We start from the raw sequence: 18,041 nt of genomic DNA, 5'->3' as shown, positions 1-18,041 counted from the left end.
TATAATTCTGTCACTAAATTACAACCATCGGGTTTAAAAATAGTGGAGAAAGGCGGCCACAAGCCACCTTGATTTAAACCCTTGGCCGCACTGCCATAAAACTTTGGGGATTACAATGACTACAAAAAAACAAACCATCTATTACACCCTAACCGACGAAGCACCATCCTTGGCGACATGTTCACTTCTGCCAATCGTAAGAGCTTTCACTTCTGCAGCAGACATCGACGTAAAAATCACAGATATCTCTTTAGCTGGGCGTGTACTATCCGCCTTCCCTGAGAAGCTTACTGCAGAACAGCGTGTTGAAGATGGCCTAAAGTTTCTAGGCGAACTAACTCAAGATCCGGAAGCAAACATCATCAAGCTTCCAAATATCAGTGCTTCAATCCCTCAGCTAAAAGCATGCATCACTGAGCTTCAAGGCCAGGGCTACGATATCCCTGATTACCCAGAAGATCCAAAGTCTGATGAAGATGTAGATGCACAGCAGCGCTACTCAAAAATCCTTGGCTCTGCTGTAAACCCAGTTCTTCGTGAAGGTAACTCTGACCGTCGCGCACCTGGTGCGGTAAAAGCTTTCGCTAAAAAATTCCCACACTCGATGGGTAAATGGAGCAAGGCTTCTCGCACACACGCTGATTACATGCGCGAAGGCGACTTCTTTTCTAGCGAGCAATCCTTAACAATGGAAGAAGCTGGCACAGTTCGTATCGAATTCGTAGATCCAGCTGGCAACGTTGAAGTTAAGAAAGAAGTTAGCCTAGAAAAAGGTGAAATCTTCGACAGCATGCGCATGAGCTGCAAAGCACTACGTGAATTCTTCGAAGAGACTCTACAAGACGCACAAGAAACTGGCGTTATGTGGTCACTACACGTTAAGGCTACGATGATGAAGGTTTCCCACCCTATCGTTTTCGGTCACGCTGTAACTGTATTCTACAAAGAGCTATTCGATGAGTACGGCGACTTCTTCGAAGAACTTGGCGTAAACCCAAATAATGGTATTGGTAGCGTATACGATAAGATCGCTGACCTACCGCGCTCTAAACGTGAAGAGATTGAAGAAGCGATCCACGCTTGCCACGAACATCGTCCAGAAATGGCGATGGTTGATTCTGTAAAAGGCATCACTAACCTACACGTTCCTTCGGACGTAATTGTTGACGCGTCTATGCCAGCAATGATTCGTAATGGCGGCAAAATGTGGGGCCCTGATGGTCGTCCGAAAGATACTAAAGCAGTAATGCCAGAGCGTACTTACGCACGAATCTACCAAGACATGATCAACTTCTGTAAAACAAACGGCGCTTTCGACCCAACTAAAATTGGTACAGTGCCAAACGTTGGCTTGATGGCTAAGAAAGCAGAAGAATACGGTTCTCACGACAAAACTTTCGAAACTGAAGCAGGCACAATGCGTGTAGTAGCTGCGGACGGTACTGTTCTTATGGAACACGAAGTTGAGAAAGGCGACATCTGGCGTGCATGTCAAACTAAAGATGAGCCAATCCGTGACTGGGTTAAACTAGCAGTTACTCGCGCGCGTCAGTCCGATACTCCTGCTATCTTCTGGCTAGATCAAGAACGTGCGCACGATCTTGAACTAACTAAGAAAGTTAACGAATACCTGAAAGATCACGACACTGACGGTCTAGAAATTTACGTTAAGTCTTACAGCCAAGCAATTCGTTTCACTATGGATCGCATGGTTCGTGGCAAAGACACGATCTCTGTTACTGGTAACGTACTACGTGACTACCTAACTGACCTATTCCCAATCATTGAGCTTGGCACTTCTGCGAAAATGCTATCGATTGTACCAATGCTTAAAGGTGGCGGCATGTACGAAACTGGCGCAGGCGGTTCTGCTCCTAAGCACGTACAACAGGTTGAAGAAGAGAACCACCTTCGTTGGGATTCCCTAGGTGAATTCCTAGCACTAGCCGTTTCTCTTGAAGACCTAGGCATCAAGCAGGGCAACAAACGCGCTGCCGTACTTTCTAAAACACTAGATGCAGCTACTGGCCGACTACTAGAAGAGAACAAATCTCCTTCTCGTAAGACTGGTGAGCTAGATAACCGTGGCAGCCACTTCTACCTAGGCCTATTCTGGGCACAAGAAGTAGCTGCTCAAACTGAAGATCCAGAACTTGCAGCAGACTTTAAAGAGCTTGCTGAAACACTAACAAGCCAAGAAGATCAGATTATCTCTGAGCTTGCTGAGTGCCAAGGCTCTCCGGCAGAACTTGACGGTTACTACCACGCTAAACGCGAATTAGTTAAGAAGGTTATGCGTCCAAGCGCTACACTAAATGCAGCACTTGCAGCAGCAACTAAATAATTAGCGATCCGCTAACGAAAAACCCGGCTTAAAGCCGGGTTTTTTATTATCTACAACAGTCTTTACTATACTCATAGGCAAAGAGCGAAATCAGTTCGGTAGCCCAATGAGAAACCTATTCAAACTATGCTCATTAGCATGCCTCTTTATAGCGCCTCAGATAGCTATAGCAGACAACGTTAGACTGACTACACATCAGCTCCCACCTTATAGCTACATACAAGACAAAATAATTACTGGCACGGCCGTAGAAGTAGTCAAATGCGCTATGACACAAATACCCGACCATTCTTTAGAAATAATTATTACACCTTGGAAACGCGCTCAAAGCATGGTGCGACACAATGCAGCAGAAGGCTTTTTTGCCGCATCGCATAACCTTGATCGCGACAGATACGCGGTTATGTCAGAAATTATTGCTGAACAGAAATGGACTTGGTATTTGCTGAAAAACAACGCACTTGAGCCATCGGCAGACGACTTTAAGCAGAGAGGTGTAGTTACCAGCTTCTTAGGGGCCAATATGCAAAAGTGGCTTCTACAAAATGACTTTCAAACCATAAATAACCCGCCACAAGATAATCAAAAGCTGCTTTCCTTCCTTCTTAGTGGTCGAGTTGATGCAATCCTAGCAAACGATCAGGTCATGAATAGCTTGATCGATGAATTTGGGCATAAAGAAAAAGTTAGATCCGCACTGAATCGAAACAAACCTCTTGGAGTTTATTTCTCGAAAGATTTTCTAGTTTCACAACCCTTGTTTTTAGAACAGTTCAATAAGGCCGTACGTTACTGCAGACAATAAAAAAGCACGCAAAAGCGTGCTTTTTTAACTGACATAGAATTCTTATGAAAGATTCGCAATACGGTTTAAGCCCGCAATAGCCGCAACTCTATAAGCCTCAGCCATTGTTGGATAGTTAAACGTAGTATTGATGAAGTACTTAAGCGTATTGGCTTCGCCTTCCTGAGCCATAATAGCCTGACCGATATGAACGATCTCCGAGGCATGCTCACCAAAGCAATGGATACCCAGAATCTCTAAGGTATCGCGATTAAATAGAATCTTAAGCATACCAACTGGCTGACCATAGATCTGCGCACGCGCAGTGTCTTTAAAGAAAGCCTGACCCACTTCATAAGGCACACATTCTTTTGTTAGCTCTTCTTCAGTTTTACCTACAGAGCTAATTTCTGGGATTGTGTAGATACCCGTAGGTACTTCATTGATATAACGGAAGTCTTCAGCAGACAACATATCTGCAGCAGCAGCACGCCCCTGATCAAGCGCAGCAGAAGCAAGGCTTGGCCACCCTACAACGTCACCCGCAGCATAGATACCTTCACAAGATGTACGGTAATGATCATCAACTTCTAGCTGACCACGGCTATTAGCCTTTAGGCCGATGTTCTCTAACTTAAGCGTCTCAGTGTTACCGCTACGGCCATTACACCATAGGAAAGCATCTGCGCGAATCTTCTTACCAGACTGAAGCGTAAGCGTAACACCACGCTCATCAGCTACGACACTTTCATAAGTTTCGTTATGACGAATCTTCACAGCATTGTTACGAAGGTGATAGCTCAATGAATCAGAGATCTCAGCATCCAAGAAAGACAGTAGACGGCTCTGACTATCAACCAAATCAACTTTTACACCCAAGCCGCTGAAAATCGAAGCGTACTCAGAACCGATAACCCCAGCTCCATAGATGATCAATGTGCGAGGCGTATGGCTTAACTTGAGAACTGTATCAGAGTTATAGATACGAGGATGGTTAAAGTCGATATCAGCTGGCGTATAAGGACGCGAACCTGTTGCAATTACAACGTTCTTAGCACGCAGTATCTCATCACCCTTGGAGGTACCACGAACAATAATTGTATTTTTGTCTTCAAATTCAGCTACACCGAAGAAAACATCAATACGGTTACGCGCATAGAAGTTAGTACGCAGCATTACCTGGCTGGACATAACCTTCTCTGCACGCTTTAAAACCTTAGGAAAGGAGAACCAACGTGGCTCACCGATATCACGGAACATAGGGTTAGTGTTAAATTCTATGATCTGTTTTACAGAGTGGCGAAGCGCTTTAGATGGGATTGTACCTTTATGCGTACAGTTACCACCTACGGCCTCCTGCTCTTCGATAACAGCTACTCGACGCCCTTTTTTCGCGGCATTCATTGCTGCACCTTCACCAGCAGGACCGGAACCTATCACAATGACATCATAGTCATATACCGCCATCATTTACCCCTATCTTATAATTATATCTTATTGTTTCAGCTGATCTTTTTATTAAGAACAGCTTACTCTTAGTTACGTAGCTCTCAATTATTCTTTAGATTTAACTTCGTAACTTAGATCTGCAGATGCTTCTTCTTTAGCTTGTCTATCTTGCTCTTCTTCACATTTTTGAGGGTCATCACCGCAAATGCTGCACTTACCTTCAATGCCGACATTCGCCAAACCACCACAAGAACCACTAATAGGCTTTCGACCTAAAATCACGCCAACAGACATGGCGACTATGACACATAACAAGATGACAAAAGATAAGATAATTGTGCTCATAATTAAAACCTATTGAACCAGATATTGTTTAAAACCAGGAGTCATTTTCTCAACGAATCCACTCTCAGCTTTAATGATAAAAAATGCTTCGATACCGTTCTCAAGTGCAAAGGCTTGCGCCCTCTCTTCGCCCATAACCATCATCGCTGTGGCATAGGCATCAGCCTCGGCGCAACTCGGCATCAGCACAGTAACAGATGCTAATCTATGCGTAATCGGACTACCAGTCGACGGATCTATTGTATGAGAAAAACGAACACCATTCTCTTCAAAATAGTTTCGGTAATCTCCCGACGTAGCTATACCTACATCTTTCACTGCGATAATTCGTTGCACCGAGCGATCAAATCCCGCTGTTGGAGACTCGATAGCAATCTTCCACTCACTACCATCAGGCTTCAACCCTTTAGCGCGCAACTCGCCACCAATTTCAACAAGATAGCTTTCAACACCCTGCTCCTCTAGTAAAGTCGCAAGCACATCTACACCGTATCCTTTAGCAATCGCCGATAGATCAATATAACTAGCCTTCTCTTTAGTTAGCTTTTTGCCATTAAGTTCCAAATAGTTATAACCGATCTCTTGCTGAACCTGCTGAATCTCAAGCTGGGATGGCGCCTTAATTATACGCCCATCCGGCCCAAAGCCCCACAAATTCACAAGTGGCCCAACAGTTACATCAAACGCACCTGAAGAAAGAGCACTTATATCGATGGATTTGGACAAAAGGAAGGCTAGATCATTAGAAAGCTCAACAGAACTTCCCGCAGGAAGCTTATTGATAAGAGAAAGTTCGGAATCATCAATGTAGGTCGACATTGCTTGATTTACTTCTAGCAAAGCCTGATTGAAAACCACTGGGTTGATAGCAGGTTGATTCTGAATAGGAATCCACTTGACCGTATAAGTCGTTCCCATTGTTAAACCTTGATGAGATTTAACCTCAGGAGGCTTTTCCTTACAGGCCGATAACAAAGCCAATAAAAACAAAATGGCCAGCAGCTGAGCTGCCGGCCATTTGTAGGCTTGTCTTCTGACAAACATATCTTACTTAACCACCGAAGTCATCAAGGAAGATATTCTCACGCTCTACACCCAGATCTAGAAGCATCTGGATTACAGCGGAGTTCATCATTGGCGGTCCACACATGTAGTACTCACAATCTTCAGGCGCTTCATGGTCCTTCAGATAGTTTTCATACAATACGTTATGGATGAAGCCAGTCATACCATCCCAGTTATCTTCTGGCTGAGGGTCAGATAACGCTAAGTGCCACTTAAAGTTATCATTCTCATCCTGAAGCATGTCGTATTCTTCGTTGTAGAACGATTCACGCAAAGAACGTGCACCGTACCAGAACGAGATCTTACGAGTAGAGTTCAAACGCTTAAGCTGGTCAAAGATGTGTGAACGCATTGGCGCCATACCAGCACCACCACCGATGAATACCATTTCGCTGTCGTTATCAGTCGCGAAGAATTCACCAAATGGACCGTAAACAGTGATCTTATCACCTTCAACAAGGTTGAATACGTAAGAAGACATGATACCCGGCGGGTGATCGGTACCCGGAGGTGGAGACGCGATACGGATGTTAAATTTAACAACACCACGCTCTTCTGGGTAGTTCGCCATAGAGTAAGCACGGATAGTTGGCTCAGTTACAGTAGACACATACTGCCACATGTTGAACTGATCCCAATCACCACGATACTCATCCTGGATCACAAAATCTTTATAGTTAACAACGTGAGGTGGGCACTCTAGCTGAACATAACCACCTGCACGGAAGTCTACATTCTCACCTTCTGGCAGACGTAGAGTCAGCTCTTTGATGAACGTAGCAACGTTAGGGTTAGACTCAACAGTACATTCCCACTTCTGAACACCGAAGATCTCTTCTTCAAGTTCGATGTCCATGTCCTGCTTAACAGCCACCTGACAAGATAAACGCCAGCCTTCTTTAGCTTCACGCATTGTAAAGTGAGATTCTTCAGTTGGTAGCATAGAACCACCACCCGCGTGAACTTCACATTTACACTGTGCGCAAGTACCACCGCCACCACAAGCAGACGGGATGAAAATACCCGAATCAGCAAGTGTCTGTAGCAGTTTACCGCCAGCAGGTACTGTGATTGATTTTTCTGGATCGTTATTGATGTTAATCGTAACGTCACCAGAACTTACTAGTTTAGAGCGAGCTGCCAAAATTACTGCTACTAGTGCAAGCACCACAGCAGTAAACATGACAACACCTAGAACGATTTCAGCATTCATTGGCTAATCCTTCCTTTGTCGACCATGTTGGCATTAAAGAGATACACCAGAGAAAGACATGAAGCCTAGAGACATCAAACCAACAGTGATGAAGGTAATGCCCAGACCACGTAGACCTTCTGGTACGTCGCTGTATTTAAGTTTTTCACGGATACCCGCAAGCGCTGTAATAGCTAGCGCCCAACCGATACCTGCACTTACACCGTAAACCACTGACTCACCGAAAGTGTAGTCACGCTCTACCATGAATAGTGCCGCACCCATGATTGCACAGTTAACTGTGATCAAAGGTAGGAATACACCTAGAGAGTTGTATAGAGCTGGTACGTATTTATCCAAGAACATCTCAAGGATCTGTACCATCGCCGCGATTACACCAATGTAAGAGATGTAACCAAGGAAGCTCAAATCAACTTCAGGGTAACCCGCCCATGCAAGCGCGCCTTCACGAAGAAGCAAGTTAAAGATTAGGTTGTTTACAGGTGTTGTGATTGCCAACACAACGACTACAGCAATACCCAAACCTAGAGACGTTTGAACCTTCTTGGAAATCGCCAAGAAAGTACACATCCCTAGGAAGAATGCTAGCGCCATGTTTTCAACGAAAATCGCCTTAACGGCAAGGCTGATTAACTGTTCCATTACACAGCCTCCTTCTTAGTATTTTTAGCTAGCTCAAACTCTGGAGCTTCTACTTGATCTTTGTAGAAAGTACGAGTCAACCAGATGAACATACCAATGATGAAGAATGCACTTGGTGGCAACAGCATCATACCGTTCGCCAAGTACCAGCCGCCATCGTTTACTAGAGGCAGAACTTCGTAGCCAAACAATTTACCTGCGCCGAATAGCTCACGTAGGAAACCTACGAAGATTAGAACCACACCGTAACCTAGACCGTTACCGATACCATCCATAAAGGAGATACCTGGAGGGTTCTTCATAGCGAAGGCTTCAGCACGACCCATTACGATACAGTTAGTAATGATCAGACCTACGAATACAGAAAGCTGCTTAGATACATCGTAAGCAAAAGCTTTAAGAATCTGGTCAACAACGATTACCAATGACGCGATGATAGTCATCTGACAGATGATTCGAACACTGCTTGGAATATGATTACGGATAATCGATACAAACAAGTTCGAGAATGCTGTTACCGCAATTACTGCCATAGTCATTACTAGAGCAGTATTTAAGTTAGAGGTAACCGCCAACGCAGAACATACACCAAGGATCTGAAGACCGATTGGGTTGTTCTTAAATACTGGAGTACTCAGTACTTCTTTAGCTTGTGACATCGCTTACGCCCCCCCTGCTTTCAGGTTAGCCAAGAACGGTGCATAACCGTTTGAACCCATCCAGAATTGAACTAGGTTCGTAACACCGTTTGCAGTCAACGTCGCACCTGCTAGGCCATCAATCTGATGCTTAGCTTTTGGGTTAGACGAATCTACAGTGCCCTTGATTAAGCCAATCGCTGGTTCCATAGAACCTGCAGGGTAAATTTCTTTACCTGGCCATAGCGCTTTCCAGTTCGGGTTATCAACTTCACCACCTAGACCAGGAGTCTCAGCGTGAGAGTAGAAACCAAAACCAACAACTGTATTCAAGTCACCTTCTAGCGCCAAGAATCCGTAAAGTGTAGACCACAGACCGTAGCCGTGTACCGGCAAGATCAATTTCTCAATCTGACCATCTTTTTCTACTAGGTATACAGGCATAACCTTAGCCTGATACTTGATAGAAGCGATATCTACATCTTTAGTCAGCACTTTACCCAATTGAGGGTCTTTAGCTGCTTTCTTAGCGTCGTATTTAGCTGGAACATCTGTAGTGAATTTGCCGGTCTCTAGATCAACGTACTTAGTAGTGATCTGAGCAAACAACTCGTCTACTGATTTATTAGCATCAGAGATACCAGCTGCAGTAAGAATGTTGCTCTTACGGTCTTGATCCTTGTTTGCTACCTGCTTAGGTTTAAGCAGTACAGCAGCCGCAGATACGATTACCGAGCAGACAACACATAAAAGAACTGTAACGGTAATAGTCTTACCGATAGTGTCATTACTTGCTGACATTGCGCGCCAACCTCCGTTTGATGTTTGCCTGAACAACAAAGTTGTCGATCAACGGTGCGAACAAGTTCGCAAATAGGATCGCCAGCATCATACCTTCTGGGAATGCTGGGTTAACCACACGGATCAATACAACCATTACACCAACCAAAGCACCGAAGTACCACTTACCTTTGTTTGTCATAGATGCAGACACAGGGTCTGTCGCCATGAAGAACATACCAAAGGCAAAACCACCCAATACTAGGTGCCAGTAGAATGGCAGACCAAACATAGGGTTTGTTTCAGAGCCGATCAGGTTAAATAGCGTAGAAGTAGCAACCATGCCCAAGAAGACACCAGCAACGATGCGCCATGCAGCAACTTTAGCAATAAGCAGTACTAGACCACCTGCAGCAATCGCTAGTGTAGATACTTCACCTACAGAACCTTGGATTGTACCGATAAATGCATCGAACCAAGTGATGTTCTGCGCAAGAATTGCATCAACACCGCCAGAAGCAGCAAGGCTAAGCGCTGTCGCACCAGAGAAGCCATCAACTGCAGTCCAGATTGCGTCGCCAGACATCTGCGCTGGGTAAGCAAAGAACAGGAATGCACGACCAGTTAGCGCCGGGTTAAGGAAGTTTTTACCGGTACCACCGAATACTTCTTTACCAATTACAACACCAAAACTGATACCTAGAGCAACCTGCCATAGCGGAATGCTTGGAGGAAGAATCAAAGCAAAAAGAACAGAAGTTACGAAGAAGCCTTCGTTTACTTCGTGGCCACGTTTCATTGCAAACAATACTTCCCAGAAACCACCCACTACAAAGGTAACGATGTAGATTGGTAGCCAGTAGGCAGCACCAAGAATGATGTTGTCCCACACACTATCAGGGTTAAAACCCGAAATAGCGCCAGCTAGTGCTGCTTGCCAAGATGTTGGCTCGGTGATGCCCATCGTTTCCATTGCAGTATTTGCCTGCAAACCAACGTTGTACATACCGAAGAAAATTGCTGGGAATGTACACATCCACACCAAGATCATCATACGCTTCAGGTCGACTGCGTCGCGTACGTGAGCTGCTGTTTTAGTTACATAACCCGGAGTGTAGAAAATAGTATCTGCAGCTTCGTAAAGCGCATACCAATTTTCATACTTACCGCCCTTATGGAAGTGCGGCTCCATTTTATCAAGAATATTTCTCAAGCTCATGATCAGGCCTCTTTCTCGATACGCGTCAAATTGTCGCGAAGGATTGGGCCGTACTCATATTTACCTGGGCAGGCAAATGTGCACAGCGCGAGGTCTTCTTCGTCCAGCTCTAGGCAACCTAGTTCCATTGCATGAACAATGTCACCTGTTACTAGCGCACGCAGCAATTGCGTAGGAAGAATATCCATTGGCATTAGCTGTTCGAACTGACCAACCGGAACCATAGCTCGCTCAGAACCGTTCGTAGTCGTTGTAAAGTCAAACTTCTTAGAACGATTCAGGAAGGAAGCGAATACATTAAGCACAGAGAACTTATTTGTACCAGGAACTACCCAGCCCATAAATTCACGCTTATCGCCTTCTTCTAGGATAGTGATCTGGTTTGCGTAACGACCAAGGTAAGCAAACGCGCCTTCAGTAGCTGTACGACCATTCCAAACAGAACCACTGATAATACGGTTATGATCTTCTTTCTGCGCACCAGCAAGAAGCTGTTCGAAGCTCGCACCCAAACGAGTTCGCAACAGACCTGGCTTTGCCGCACGAGGACCACTAACAGCAACAACACGATCAGTGAAAAGCTTACCTTCGGTAAATAATTTACCAACTGCAATCACATCCTGATAACCGATTGTCCAAACTGTTTTCTCCTGAGATACAGGATCAAGGAAGTGGATATGCGTACCAGCATTACCTGCAGGGTGACCACCCTCAAACTCTTCTACTGTCACACCATCAGCAGATGGAATATCAGCACCCGGCGCTTTACATAGATAAACAGTCGTTTCAGACAGCTTAGTCAGAATAGTAAGACCCTGGGAGAATGCTTCTTTTTGTTCAGCGATGATGACAGCTGGGTCACCTGCTAATGGATTGGTATCCATTGCTGTAACAAAAATAGAGTTTGGAGTAGTACCTGGCTGAGGTACACGGCTGAATGGACGTGTGCGAAGCGCAGTCCACAAACCAGAATTAACTAGATTGTCTTGCACTTGTTCGCGCGTCAATCCAGCCAGCTCATTGGCACTATATTTGTTAAATTCAACCGCTTCATCACCGTCCAACTCAATCACTACTGATTGAAGTGCACGACGCTCACCACGGTTAATCGCCTTAACTACACCCGCACCTGGTGCTGTGTAATTAACGCCTTCGGTTTTCTTATCGGAAAAGATCACTTGACCGAGTTTTACTCGATCACCTACCTTGACGGCCATGGTAGGTTTCATACCTACATAGTCAAAGCCGACTACGGCAACGGAGTCTACTGCTGGGCCATCTATAATAGATTGCTCAGGAGCGCCCGTGATCGGTAGATCCAGACCTTTGTTGATCTTGATCATACGCCTCACCCAATTACGTTAAATTCTTTCAGGATTCCAAAATCGATCTTGATTCCGACACGGCCTGTCCCCGAACGTAGTCGATATCTTGTAGTTATTTCGAAAATGGAATTACCCCACCCAAAAATCTGGCTAAGTATACCTGAGCGACGTGTCATTTTTCTACAAAGACCCTGCAATATCAGCGCGTTCCAGCCGATTATCTTGCCTTTTAGCGGTGGAATTTTTAGTTATATATATATAACTGATAGAAATATGATACATAAGGCAAATAAAAAGCCACCCTATAGGTGGCTTTTTAATCAACTCGCTACACTTAAGCTTCTTTCGGGAAAGCTGGTAGAGTGCACTGAGCCATTTTCTGCATCATGCGGATAACCTGGCAGCTATAACCGAATTCGTTATCGTACCAAACGTAAAGTACGCAACGCTTACCACCAGCAATTGTAGCCAACGCATCAACAACACCTGCAGCACGAGAACCAACGAAGTCAGTAGATACAGCTTCTGGAGAGTTGCTGTAGTCGATCTGCTTCTGCATAGCACCGTGTAGCGCAGCTTCACGAAGGTAAGCATTTAGCTCTTCTTTGTCAGTTTCGCTTTCTAGGTTCAGGTTAAGAATAGCCATTGAAACGTTTGGTGTTGGAACACGGATAGCGTTACCAGTAAGCTTACCTTCCATTGCTGGAAGTGCTTTAGATACAGCTTTAGCAGCACCTGTTTCAGTGATAACCATGTTTAGACCAGCAGCGCGACCACGACGGTCACCTTTGTGGTAATTGTCGATTAGGTTCTGGTCGTTAGTGTAAGCGTGAACAGTCTCAACGTGACCATTCTCAATACCGAACTTATCGTATACCGCTTTTAGTACTGGCGTGATTGCGTTTGTAGTACAAGACGCAGCAGATAGGATCGTATCTTCTGGAGAGATATCACCATCGTTAACACCCATAACGATATTCTTAACGCCTTTACCTGGTGCAGTAAGAACTGCACGAGAAGCGCCTTTAGATTGAAGGTGCAGCGATAGACCTTCTTTATCACGCCACTTACCAGTGTTATCAATAATCATTGCATTATTGATGCCGTAAGCAGTGTAATCAATTTCGTCTGGAGAGTTAGCGAAGATCACCTGAATAACGTTACCGTTAGCAGTGATTGTGTTGTTCTCTTCATCAACTGTGATAGTGCCTTTGAAAGAACCGTGAACAGAGTCACGACGTAGCAAGCTAGCACGTTTTTCTAGATCACGTGCTGCAGCACCTTTACGTACAACGATTGCACGTAGGCGAAGTGCTTGACCACCACCAGTACGCTCAATAAGAAGACGAGCAAGCAGACGACCGATACGACCGAAACCGTATAGAACGACATCAGTAGGTTCACGCTCTTCCGTGCCAATTGCATCAGCAAGCTCAGCTTTCAGGAATGTTTCTAGGTCCTGACCGTTACCTTCTGTGCGATATTTAACTGCTAGCTTACCTGCATCGATGTGCGCATTGCGTACATTCAGGTTTTTAACAGCTTCCAGAATTGGAAAAGTATCTACTACAGTTAGTTCCTGCTCTTCAACCTGACGCACGAAACGGTGTGCTTTTAGGATATCGATAACAGAACGTTTGATGATCAGACGACCGAATACTGAAGATTCGATGTTCTGGTCACGGTATAGACTACCTACTAGTGGAACCATAGCTTCAGCTAAGGCTTCGCGTTCTTTCCAATCTGTAAAAACTTGATCTTGGCTCACATGAAACTCCAAAAAGTTTTGTCAACTCGTTGGTACCCTACTAACACAGTCAGATTACAAGTATTAGTCGGACCCTAAAAATTTGGTGCGCGCATTATCCTCTTTTCCACCCTTTTGAGCAAATGCAGCATGATAGACTTTGGAACCATATATTTTGTCCTACTGAATAAGACTTATATTTATCCATTTACCCCAGTTCAAAACTACCAATTACATCTACAACGGTTAAACTACCCGATTTACTATTGGTTAGCGCATATTAAAGGAGCAACTCTGTGCTGCAACTGAACTACTCTCTACCCACAGGCCCCGGCGATAAGAAGCAGATCGGACAAGCCTATGGTGCAGGTACCGGCCTATTAATTACAGACGCAGCAAATCAGTTTAATGGCTTCACTTTAGTCATAACCAACGATACAAACACAGCGAACCGGTTACACGATGAAGTAAGTTTCTTCTCCAGTGATAGCAACTCACTTGAAATTCTTTCATTCCCAGATTGGGAAACACTGCCGTACGATACATTTTCTCCGCATCAAGACATCATATCCGAACGTATTTCTACGCTAAATAGGCTACCCAATTTAAGCAAAGGAATATTGATCGTACCTTTAAGTACGTTAATGCATAGAACAGCACCCACTGATTTTATTGCAGCGAATTGTTTTGATCTAAAACTTGAACAAACCATTAATCCAGAACATCTTCGTAAACAGCTTATCGACGCTGGATATCACGCAGTCGACGCTGTTATGGAACATGGCGAATTTGCCTTCCGTGGATCCATCATCGATCTATTTCCGACGGGTAGTACTTACCCTTTCCGAATCGAATTGTTCGATGATGAAATTGAAACGCTTAGAACATTCGATCCCGAGACGCAGAGATCAATTGAGCAGATCGACGCGATCAACTTACTACCGGCAAAAGAGTTTCCGTTCGACACACGCGCCATTAGCGGTTTTAAATCACGTTGGCGTGAGCGATTTGATGTTGATTACAGACAGTGCCCTGTTTACACCAACATCTCTGATGGCATGACCTCACCGGGTATTGAATATTATCTGCCCCTATTCTTTGAAGAATGCAGCTCTCTGTTTGCCTCATTGCCCGAACAAACACAAATCATTGTTGATAGTGAGCTTGAAGCTACCGCAGAACTATTCGCACAAGAAGTTAATGAACGTTATGAACAGCGACGTCACGACATTACTAACCCTGTACTGTCGCCGAACGAACTGTTCATCTCCACTAGCGAACTATTCTCTGCATTAAAGCAATATGGCCGCATTAGCCTATCTAGCGACCCTATTGATGAAAAACAAGGTCGCAGCAATCTTCCTTGCACCGAACCACCTTCACTTCCGGTCAACTCACAACTGAAAGAGCCGCTAACGGCATTACAAGGCTTCTTAGCAGAACGCGATGGCGCGGTTCTATTTTGTGCCGAATCAGCTGGTCGTCGAGAAGCATTATTAGAACTTCTTGCACGTATTAATGTTAAGCCTAACCAAGTTGATAACTGGCAAGCATTCTGTGAGTCTGATTACGACCTCGCCATCACGGAATACCCTCTTGAGCAAGGCCTTTCCATCTCAGGGCAGTTGCATCTCATCACTGAAACTCAACTGTTTGGCCATCAAGTATTCCAACGCCGCAGACGTAGCAAAGAGCAGGAACAGAATGACCAGGTTATTCGTAACCTATCAGAGTTAAATCCAGGCTCGCCTGTTGTTCACTTAGATCACGGTGTAGGCCGCTATCTCGGTCTACAGACTATCGAGCTCGAAGGCCAAACTAACGAATTCCTAACACTTGAATACGCAGATGAAGCAAAGCTCTACGTACCCGTATCTGCGCTCCACCTGATCAGTCGTTACACCGGTGCAGGTGATGAACATGCACCACTGCACCGACTTGGCACTGAGCAATGGTCCAAAGCCAAACGTAAAGCAGCCGAAAAAGCACGTGATGCAGCAGCCGAACTACTTGATATCTATGCTCGCCGTGCTTCGCGTATCGGATTCCAGTTTAGCGATCCTGATGAGCAGTACTTACAATTCGCTGCCACCTTCCCATTTGAGGAAACACCGGATCAAGCCGCAGCCATTGGCAACGTTATTCGAGATATGACCGCAGTTCAGCCTATGGACCGTTTGGTATGCGGGGACGTAGGTTTTGGTAAAACAGAAGTTGCTATGCGCGCAGCATTCATGGCAGTACAAAGCGGCAAACAAGTCGTTATTCTTGTACCTACTACACTACTCGCACAGCAACACTACCAGAACTTCCAAGACCGTTTTGCTGACTGGCCGGTAAATGTCGAGCTTATCTCACGTTTTAGAACAGGTAAGCAGCAAAGCACCATTCTAGATAAGCTAGAGGCCGGTAGCGTCGACATCGTTGTTGGCACCCATAAACTGCTCTCTGGCGACATCAATTTCAAAGATCTAGGCCTAGTAATTATTGATGAAGAACATCGTTTCGGTGTCCAGCAGAAAGAGCGCCTAAAATCGCTTCGCTCTGAAGTCGACATTCTAACTCTTACTGCAACACCAATTCCTCGCACGCTAAATATGGCGATGTCTGGCATTCGCGACCTATCTATCATTGCAACACCACCAGCGAAACGACTTTCCGTTAAAACCTTTGTTCGTTATAGCGACACAACTCTAGTCAAAGAAGCTATTTTGCGTGAGCTACTTCGTGGCGGTCAGGTCTATTACCTACACAACGAAGTGAAGAGTATTGAGAAAACAGCAGAAGAGTTACAAGAACTGGTCCCAGAAGCTCGAATCGGTATTGGTCACGGCCAAATGCGTGAGCGTGAACTCGAACAAGTCATGTCTGACTTCTACCATAAACGCTACAACATCTTGCTTTGTACGACCATTATCGAAACCGGCATAGATGTCCCTAATGCTAACACCATCATAATCGATCGCGCCGATAAATTCGGTCTAGCTCAACTACACCAATTACGTGGTCGTGTAGGACGTTCACACCACCAAGCTTATGCTTATCTTTTGACACCGCATAAGAAAGCAATGACCAAAGATGCGATCAAGCGTCTTGAAGCGATAGAGTCCGCAGACGACCTTGGCGCAGGCTTTACCCTTGCAACGCACGATCTAGAGATTCGAGGTGCGGGTGAATTACTGGGTGAAGAGCAAAGCGGTCAGATGCAAACGGTTGGCTTCTCCCTATTTATGGAGATGCTAGAACAAGCGGTTGAATCCATTAAAGAAGGCAAAACACCAAATATGGATCAGCCGATCAAGCAAGGTGTTGATGTAAACTTACATCTATCTGCGTTGATCCCAGATGAATATCTGCCGGATGTGCATAGCCGATTAATATTGTACAAGCGTATCGCTAATGCCAACTCAGCCACTGAACTCAAAGAGCTACAAATAGAGATGATTGATCGCTTTGGACTGCTACCCGATCAGGTTAAGAATCTCTTCAGGCTAACTGAGTTAAAACTACGCGCCGAAGCCATGAATATTGTTAAAATTGATGCTGGTAGCGAGGTCGGCAGAATCGAATTTGCCACTGATGCGAAAGTAGATCCGTTAACTTTAGTAAAAATGGTTCAAAATCAGCCACAAAAATATAAACTTGAGGGCGCAGACAAACTGCGATTCAGTTTAGATATGGAGAAAACCGAAGAACGCTTTAAAGCGGTAGAACGCCTTATGAGTGATCTGGCAGTTAAAACATCATGAAGATAATGCTAAAAGCGATATTCCTACCCTTAATACTTATTTTCAGCAGCAGCGCATTTGCTAACAGCTGGTATAAAGTAGAGGTTATTATTTTTGCCAACAATGATCCTATGGCAATCCACGAGGAATTCTGGCCAGAGATTAACGAAATTCCATTGCGTGATCGCGCCGTAGCACTTAAAGGCAAACCTGGCGCGGGTGAAAACCCAACAGCATACCAGAGCCTACCAAGCAGTCGCCACAGCCTAAAAAATGTTAAAAACCGCCTAAATAATAGCGGCGACTATCGTGTTCTTTTCCACGAAGCTTGGACGCAACCTGTATCACATACCCAGAACCCTCGCCCTATCAAAATCAGTGCAGGTCGCGTTTTAGATAACGGCATGCAAGAGCTTGAAGGTCACATTGCTGTTGGTCGTGGTCGCTACTTACATTTCCGCCCTGACCTATATATCAGCCACTTGGTTGCGCCTAGCAACAATGCACCTACAGCGGCCGAAGAAGAAACCCAGACCGAAGCCTTGCTGACTATGCAAGGCGATAGCGGAGACAAACAAGCAATAGCTGAGACTATTTCTGCCTTCCCTATAATCCCTGAAGTAGTAACTGCACATCAGAATCAAGCAAGGCGAATGAAATCTGAAGAACTTCACTATATTGACCACCCACTCATGGGAATTTTGGTTGAAATAACCCCTCTTGAGACAGAATAAAAAAACCGGCTAGCTGCCGGTTTTTATT

14 protein-coding genes are annotated in these 18,041 nt (G+C 44.9%); 4 read left to right on the top strand and 10 right to left on the bottom strand.

The genetic code is table 11. The features are described 5' to 3' along the window. The first annotated feature begins 115 nt into the window (after window positions 1-115). On the top strand, window positions 116-2,344 hold the full coding sequence (locus ACMXYU_RS07700; RefSeq protein WP_415900994.1) for an NADP-dependent isocitrate dehydrogenase: 2,229 nt from the start codon (window positions 116-118) through the stop codon (window positions 2,342-2,344). 268 nt (window positions 2,345-2,612) lie between these two features. Further along, a complete protein-coding gene (locus ACMXYU_RS07695; protein ID WP_415900993.1) occupies window positions 2,613-3,149 on the top strand; it encodes a substrate-binding periplasmic protein in 537 nt (178 codons plus the stop codon). 42 nt (window positions 3,150-3,191) lie between these two features. On the opposite strand, the gene sthA is transcribed toward ACMXYU_RS07695, so the two are convergent. From sthA to ACMXYU_RS07645, 10 genes are all read right to left on the bottom strand, one after another. After that, window positions 3,192-4,595 carry a Si-specific NAD(P)(+) transhydrogenase gene (gene sthA, locus ACMXYU_RS07690; protein WP_415900992.1) on the bottom strand — a complete coding sequence of 468 codons (1,404 nt, stop codon included), beginning with the start codon at window positions 4,593-4,595 and terminating at the stop codon, window positions 3,192-3,194. A gap of 87 nt (window positions 4,596-4,682) precedes the next feature. Further along, window positions 4,683-4,922 (bottom strand): (Na+)-NQR maturation NqrM, encoded by a 240-nt coding sequence (gene nqrM / locus ACMXYU_RS07685; RefSeq protein ID WP_415884513.1) that lies wholly within the window; start codon window positions 4,920-4,922, stop codon window positions 4,683-4,685. A 9-nt stretch (window positions 4,923-4,931) separates the two neighbouring features. Next, on the bottom strand, window positions 4,932-5,840 hold the full coding sequence (locus ACMXYU_RS07680) for an FAD:protein FMN transferase (protein ID WP_415900991.1): 909 nt from the start codon (window positions 5,838-5,840) through the stop codon (window positions 4,932-4,934). A gap of 133 nt (window positions 5,841-5,973) precedes the next feature. After that, complete coding sequence (gene nqrF / locus ACMXYU_RS07675) at window positions 5,974-7,200, bottom strand: NADH:ubiquinone reductase (Na(+)-transporting) subunit F (protein ID WP_415900990.1); 1,227 nt, start codon at window positions 7,198-7,200, stop codon at window positions 5,974-5,976. A 33-nt stretch (window positions 7,201-7,233) separates the two neighbouring features. Continuing rightward, complete coding sequence (nqrE, locus tag ACMXYU_RS07670) at window positions 7,234-7,842, bottom strand: NADH:ubiquinone reductase (Na(+)-transporting) subunit E (RefSeq protein WP_415884510.1); 609 nt, start codon at window positions 7,840-7,842, stop codon at window positions 7,234-7,236. Beyond that, window positions 7,842-8,501 (bottom strand): NADH:ubiquinone reductase (Na(+)-transporting) subunit D, encoded by a 660-nt coding sequence (locus tag ACMXYU_RS07665; RefSeq protein ID WP_415884509.1) that lies wholly within the window; start codon window positions 8,499-8,501, stop codon window positions 7,842-7,844. Before ACMXYU_RS07665 ends, nqrE begins: the two co-directional genes overlap by 1 nt. A gap of 3 nt (window positions 8,502-8,504) precedes the next feature. Next, window positions 8,505-9,281 carry a Na(+)-translocating NADH-quinone reductase subunit C gene (locus tag ACMXYU_RS07660; protein ID WP_415884508.1) on the bottom strand — a complete coding sequence of 259 codons (777 nt, stop codon included), beginning with the start codon at window positions 9,279-9,281 and terminating at the stop codon, window positions 8,505-8,507. Then, window positions 9,268-10,479 carry an NADH:ubiquinone reductase (Na(+)-transporting) subunit B gene (locus ACMXYU_RS07655; RefSeq protein WP_415884849.1) on the bottom strand — a complete coding sequence of 404 codons (1,212 nt, stop codon included), beginning with the start codon at window positions 10,477-10,479 and terminating at the stop codon, window positions 9,268-9,270. Before ACMXYU_RS07655 ends, ACMXYU_RS07660 begins: the two co-directional genes overlap by 14 nt. 2 nt (window positions 10,480-10,481) lie before the next feature. Continuing rightward, a complete protein-coding gene (locus ACMXYU_RS07650) occupies window positions 10,482-11,822 on the bottom strand; it encodes a Na(+)-translocating NADH-quinone reductase subunit A (RefSeq protein ID WP_415900989.1) in 1,341 nt (446 codons plus the stop codon). Between the two features lie 316 nt (window positions 11,823-12,138). Then, entirely contained in the window at window positions 12,139-13,572 is a 1,434-nt protein-coding gene (locus tag ACMXYU_RS07645; protein WP_415900988.1) for a glyceraldehyde-3-phosphate dehydrogenase, read from the bottom strand. Between the two features lie 275 nt (window positions 13,573-13,847). On the opposite strand from ACMXYU_RS07645, the gene mfd reads away from it, so the two are divergent. Together mfd and ACMXYU_RS07635 are read left to right on the top strand one after the other, a co-directional pair. Next, window positions 13,848-17,300 (top strand): transcription-repair coupling factor, encoded by a 3,453-nt coding sequence (gene mfd / locus ACMXYU_RS07640; RefSeq protein WP_415900987.1) that lies wholly within the window; start codon window positions 13,848-13,850, stop codon window positions 17,298-17,300. Then, window positions 17,297-18,013, top strand: coding sequence for a CsiV family protein (locus ACMXYU_RS07635; protein ID WP_415900986.1), 717 nt, complete (start codon window positions 17,297-17,299; stop codon window positions 18,011-18,013). The genes mfd and ACMXYU_RS07635 overlap by 4 nt, the downstream gene beginning before the upstream one ends. Window positions 18,014-18,041 lie beyond the last annotated feature (28 nt).

It is taken from the genome of Neptuniibacter sp. QD48_11 (genome assembly GCF_047778095.1).
GTDB lineage: Bacteria > Pseudomonadota > Gammaproteobacteria > Pseudomonadales > Balneatricaceae > Neptuniibacter.
This window is presented reverse-complemented; position numbering and strand designations above follow the sequence as displayed.

Coding starts and splice junctions, on each gene's coding strand:
- ACMXYU_RS07665 (WP_415884509.1), bottom strand. CDS start 8,501: ATGTCACAAGCTAAAGAAGTACTGAGTACTCCAGTATTTAAGAACAAC.
- ACMXYU_RS07700 (WP_415900994.1), top strand. CDS start 116: ATGACTACAAAAAAACAAACCATCTATTACACCCTAACCGACGAAGCA.
- ACMXYU_RS07655 (WP_415884849.1), bottom strand. CDS start 10,479: ATGAGCTTGAGAAATATTCTTGATAAAATGGAGCCGCACTTCCATAAG.
- nqrM (WP_415884513.1), bottom strand. CDS start 4,922: ATGAGCACAATTATCTTATCTTTTGTCATCTTGTTATGTGTCATAGTC.
- ACMXYU_RS07650 (WP_415900989.1), bottom strand. CDS start 11,822: ATGATCAAGATCAACAAAGGTCTGGATCTACCGATCACGGGCGCTCCT.
- sthA (WP_415900992.1), bottom strand. CDS start 4,595: ATGGCGGTATATGACTATGATGTCATTGTGATAGGTTCCGGTCCTGCT.
- ACMXYU_RS07660 (WP_415884508.1), bottom strand. CDS start 9,281: ATGTCAGCAAGTAATGACACTATCGGTAAGACTATTACCGTTACAGTT.
- ACMXYU_RS07695 (WP_415900993.1), top strand. CDS start 2,613: ATGACACAAATACCCGACCATTCTTTAGAAATAATTATTACACCTTGG.
- nqrE (WP_415884510.1), bottom strand. CDS start 7,842: ATGGAACAGTTAATCAGCCTTGCCGTTAAGGCGATTTTCGTTGAAAAC.
- ACMXYU_RS07635 (WP_415900986.1), top strand. CDS start 17,297: ATGAAGATAATGCTAAAAGCGATATTCCTACCCTTAATACTTATTTTC.
- ACMXYU_RS07680 (WP_415900991.1), bottom strand. CDS start 5,840: ATGGGAACGACTTATACGGTCAAGTGGATTCCTATTCAGAATCAACCT.
- nqrF (WP_415900990.1), bottom strand. CDS start 7,200: ATGAATGCTGAAATCGTTCTAGGTGTTGTCATGTTTACTGCTGTGGTG.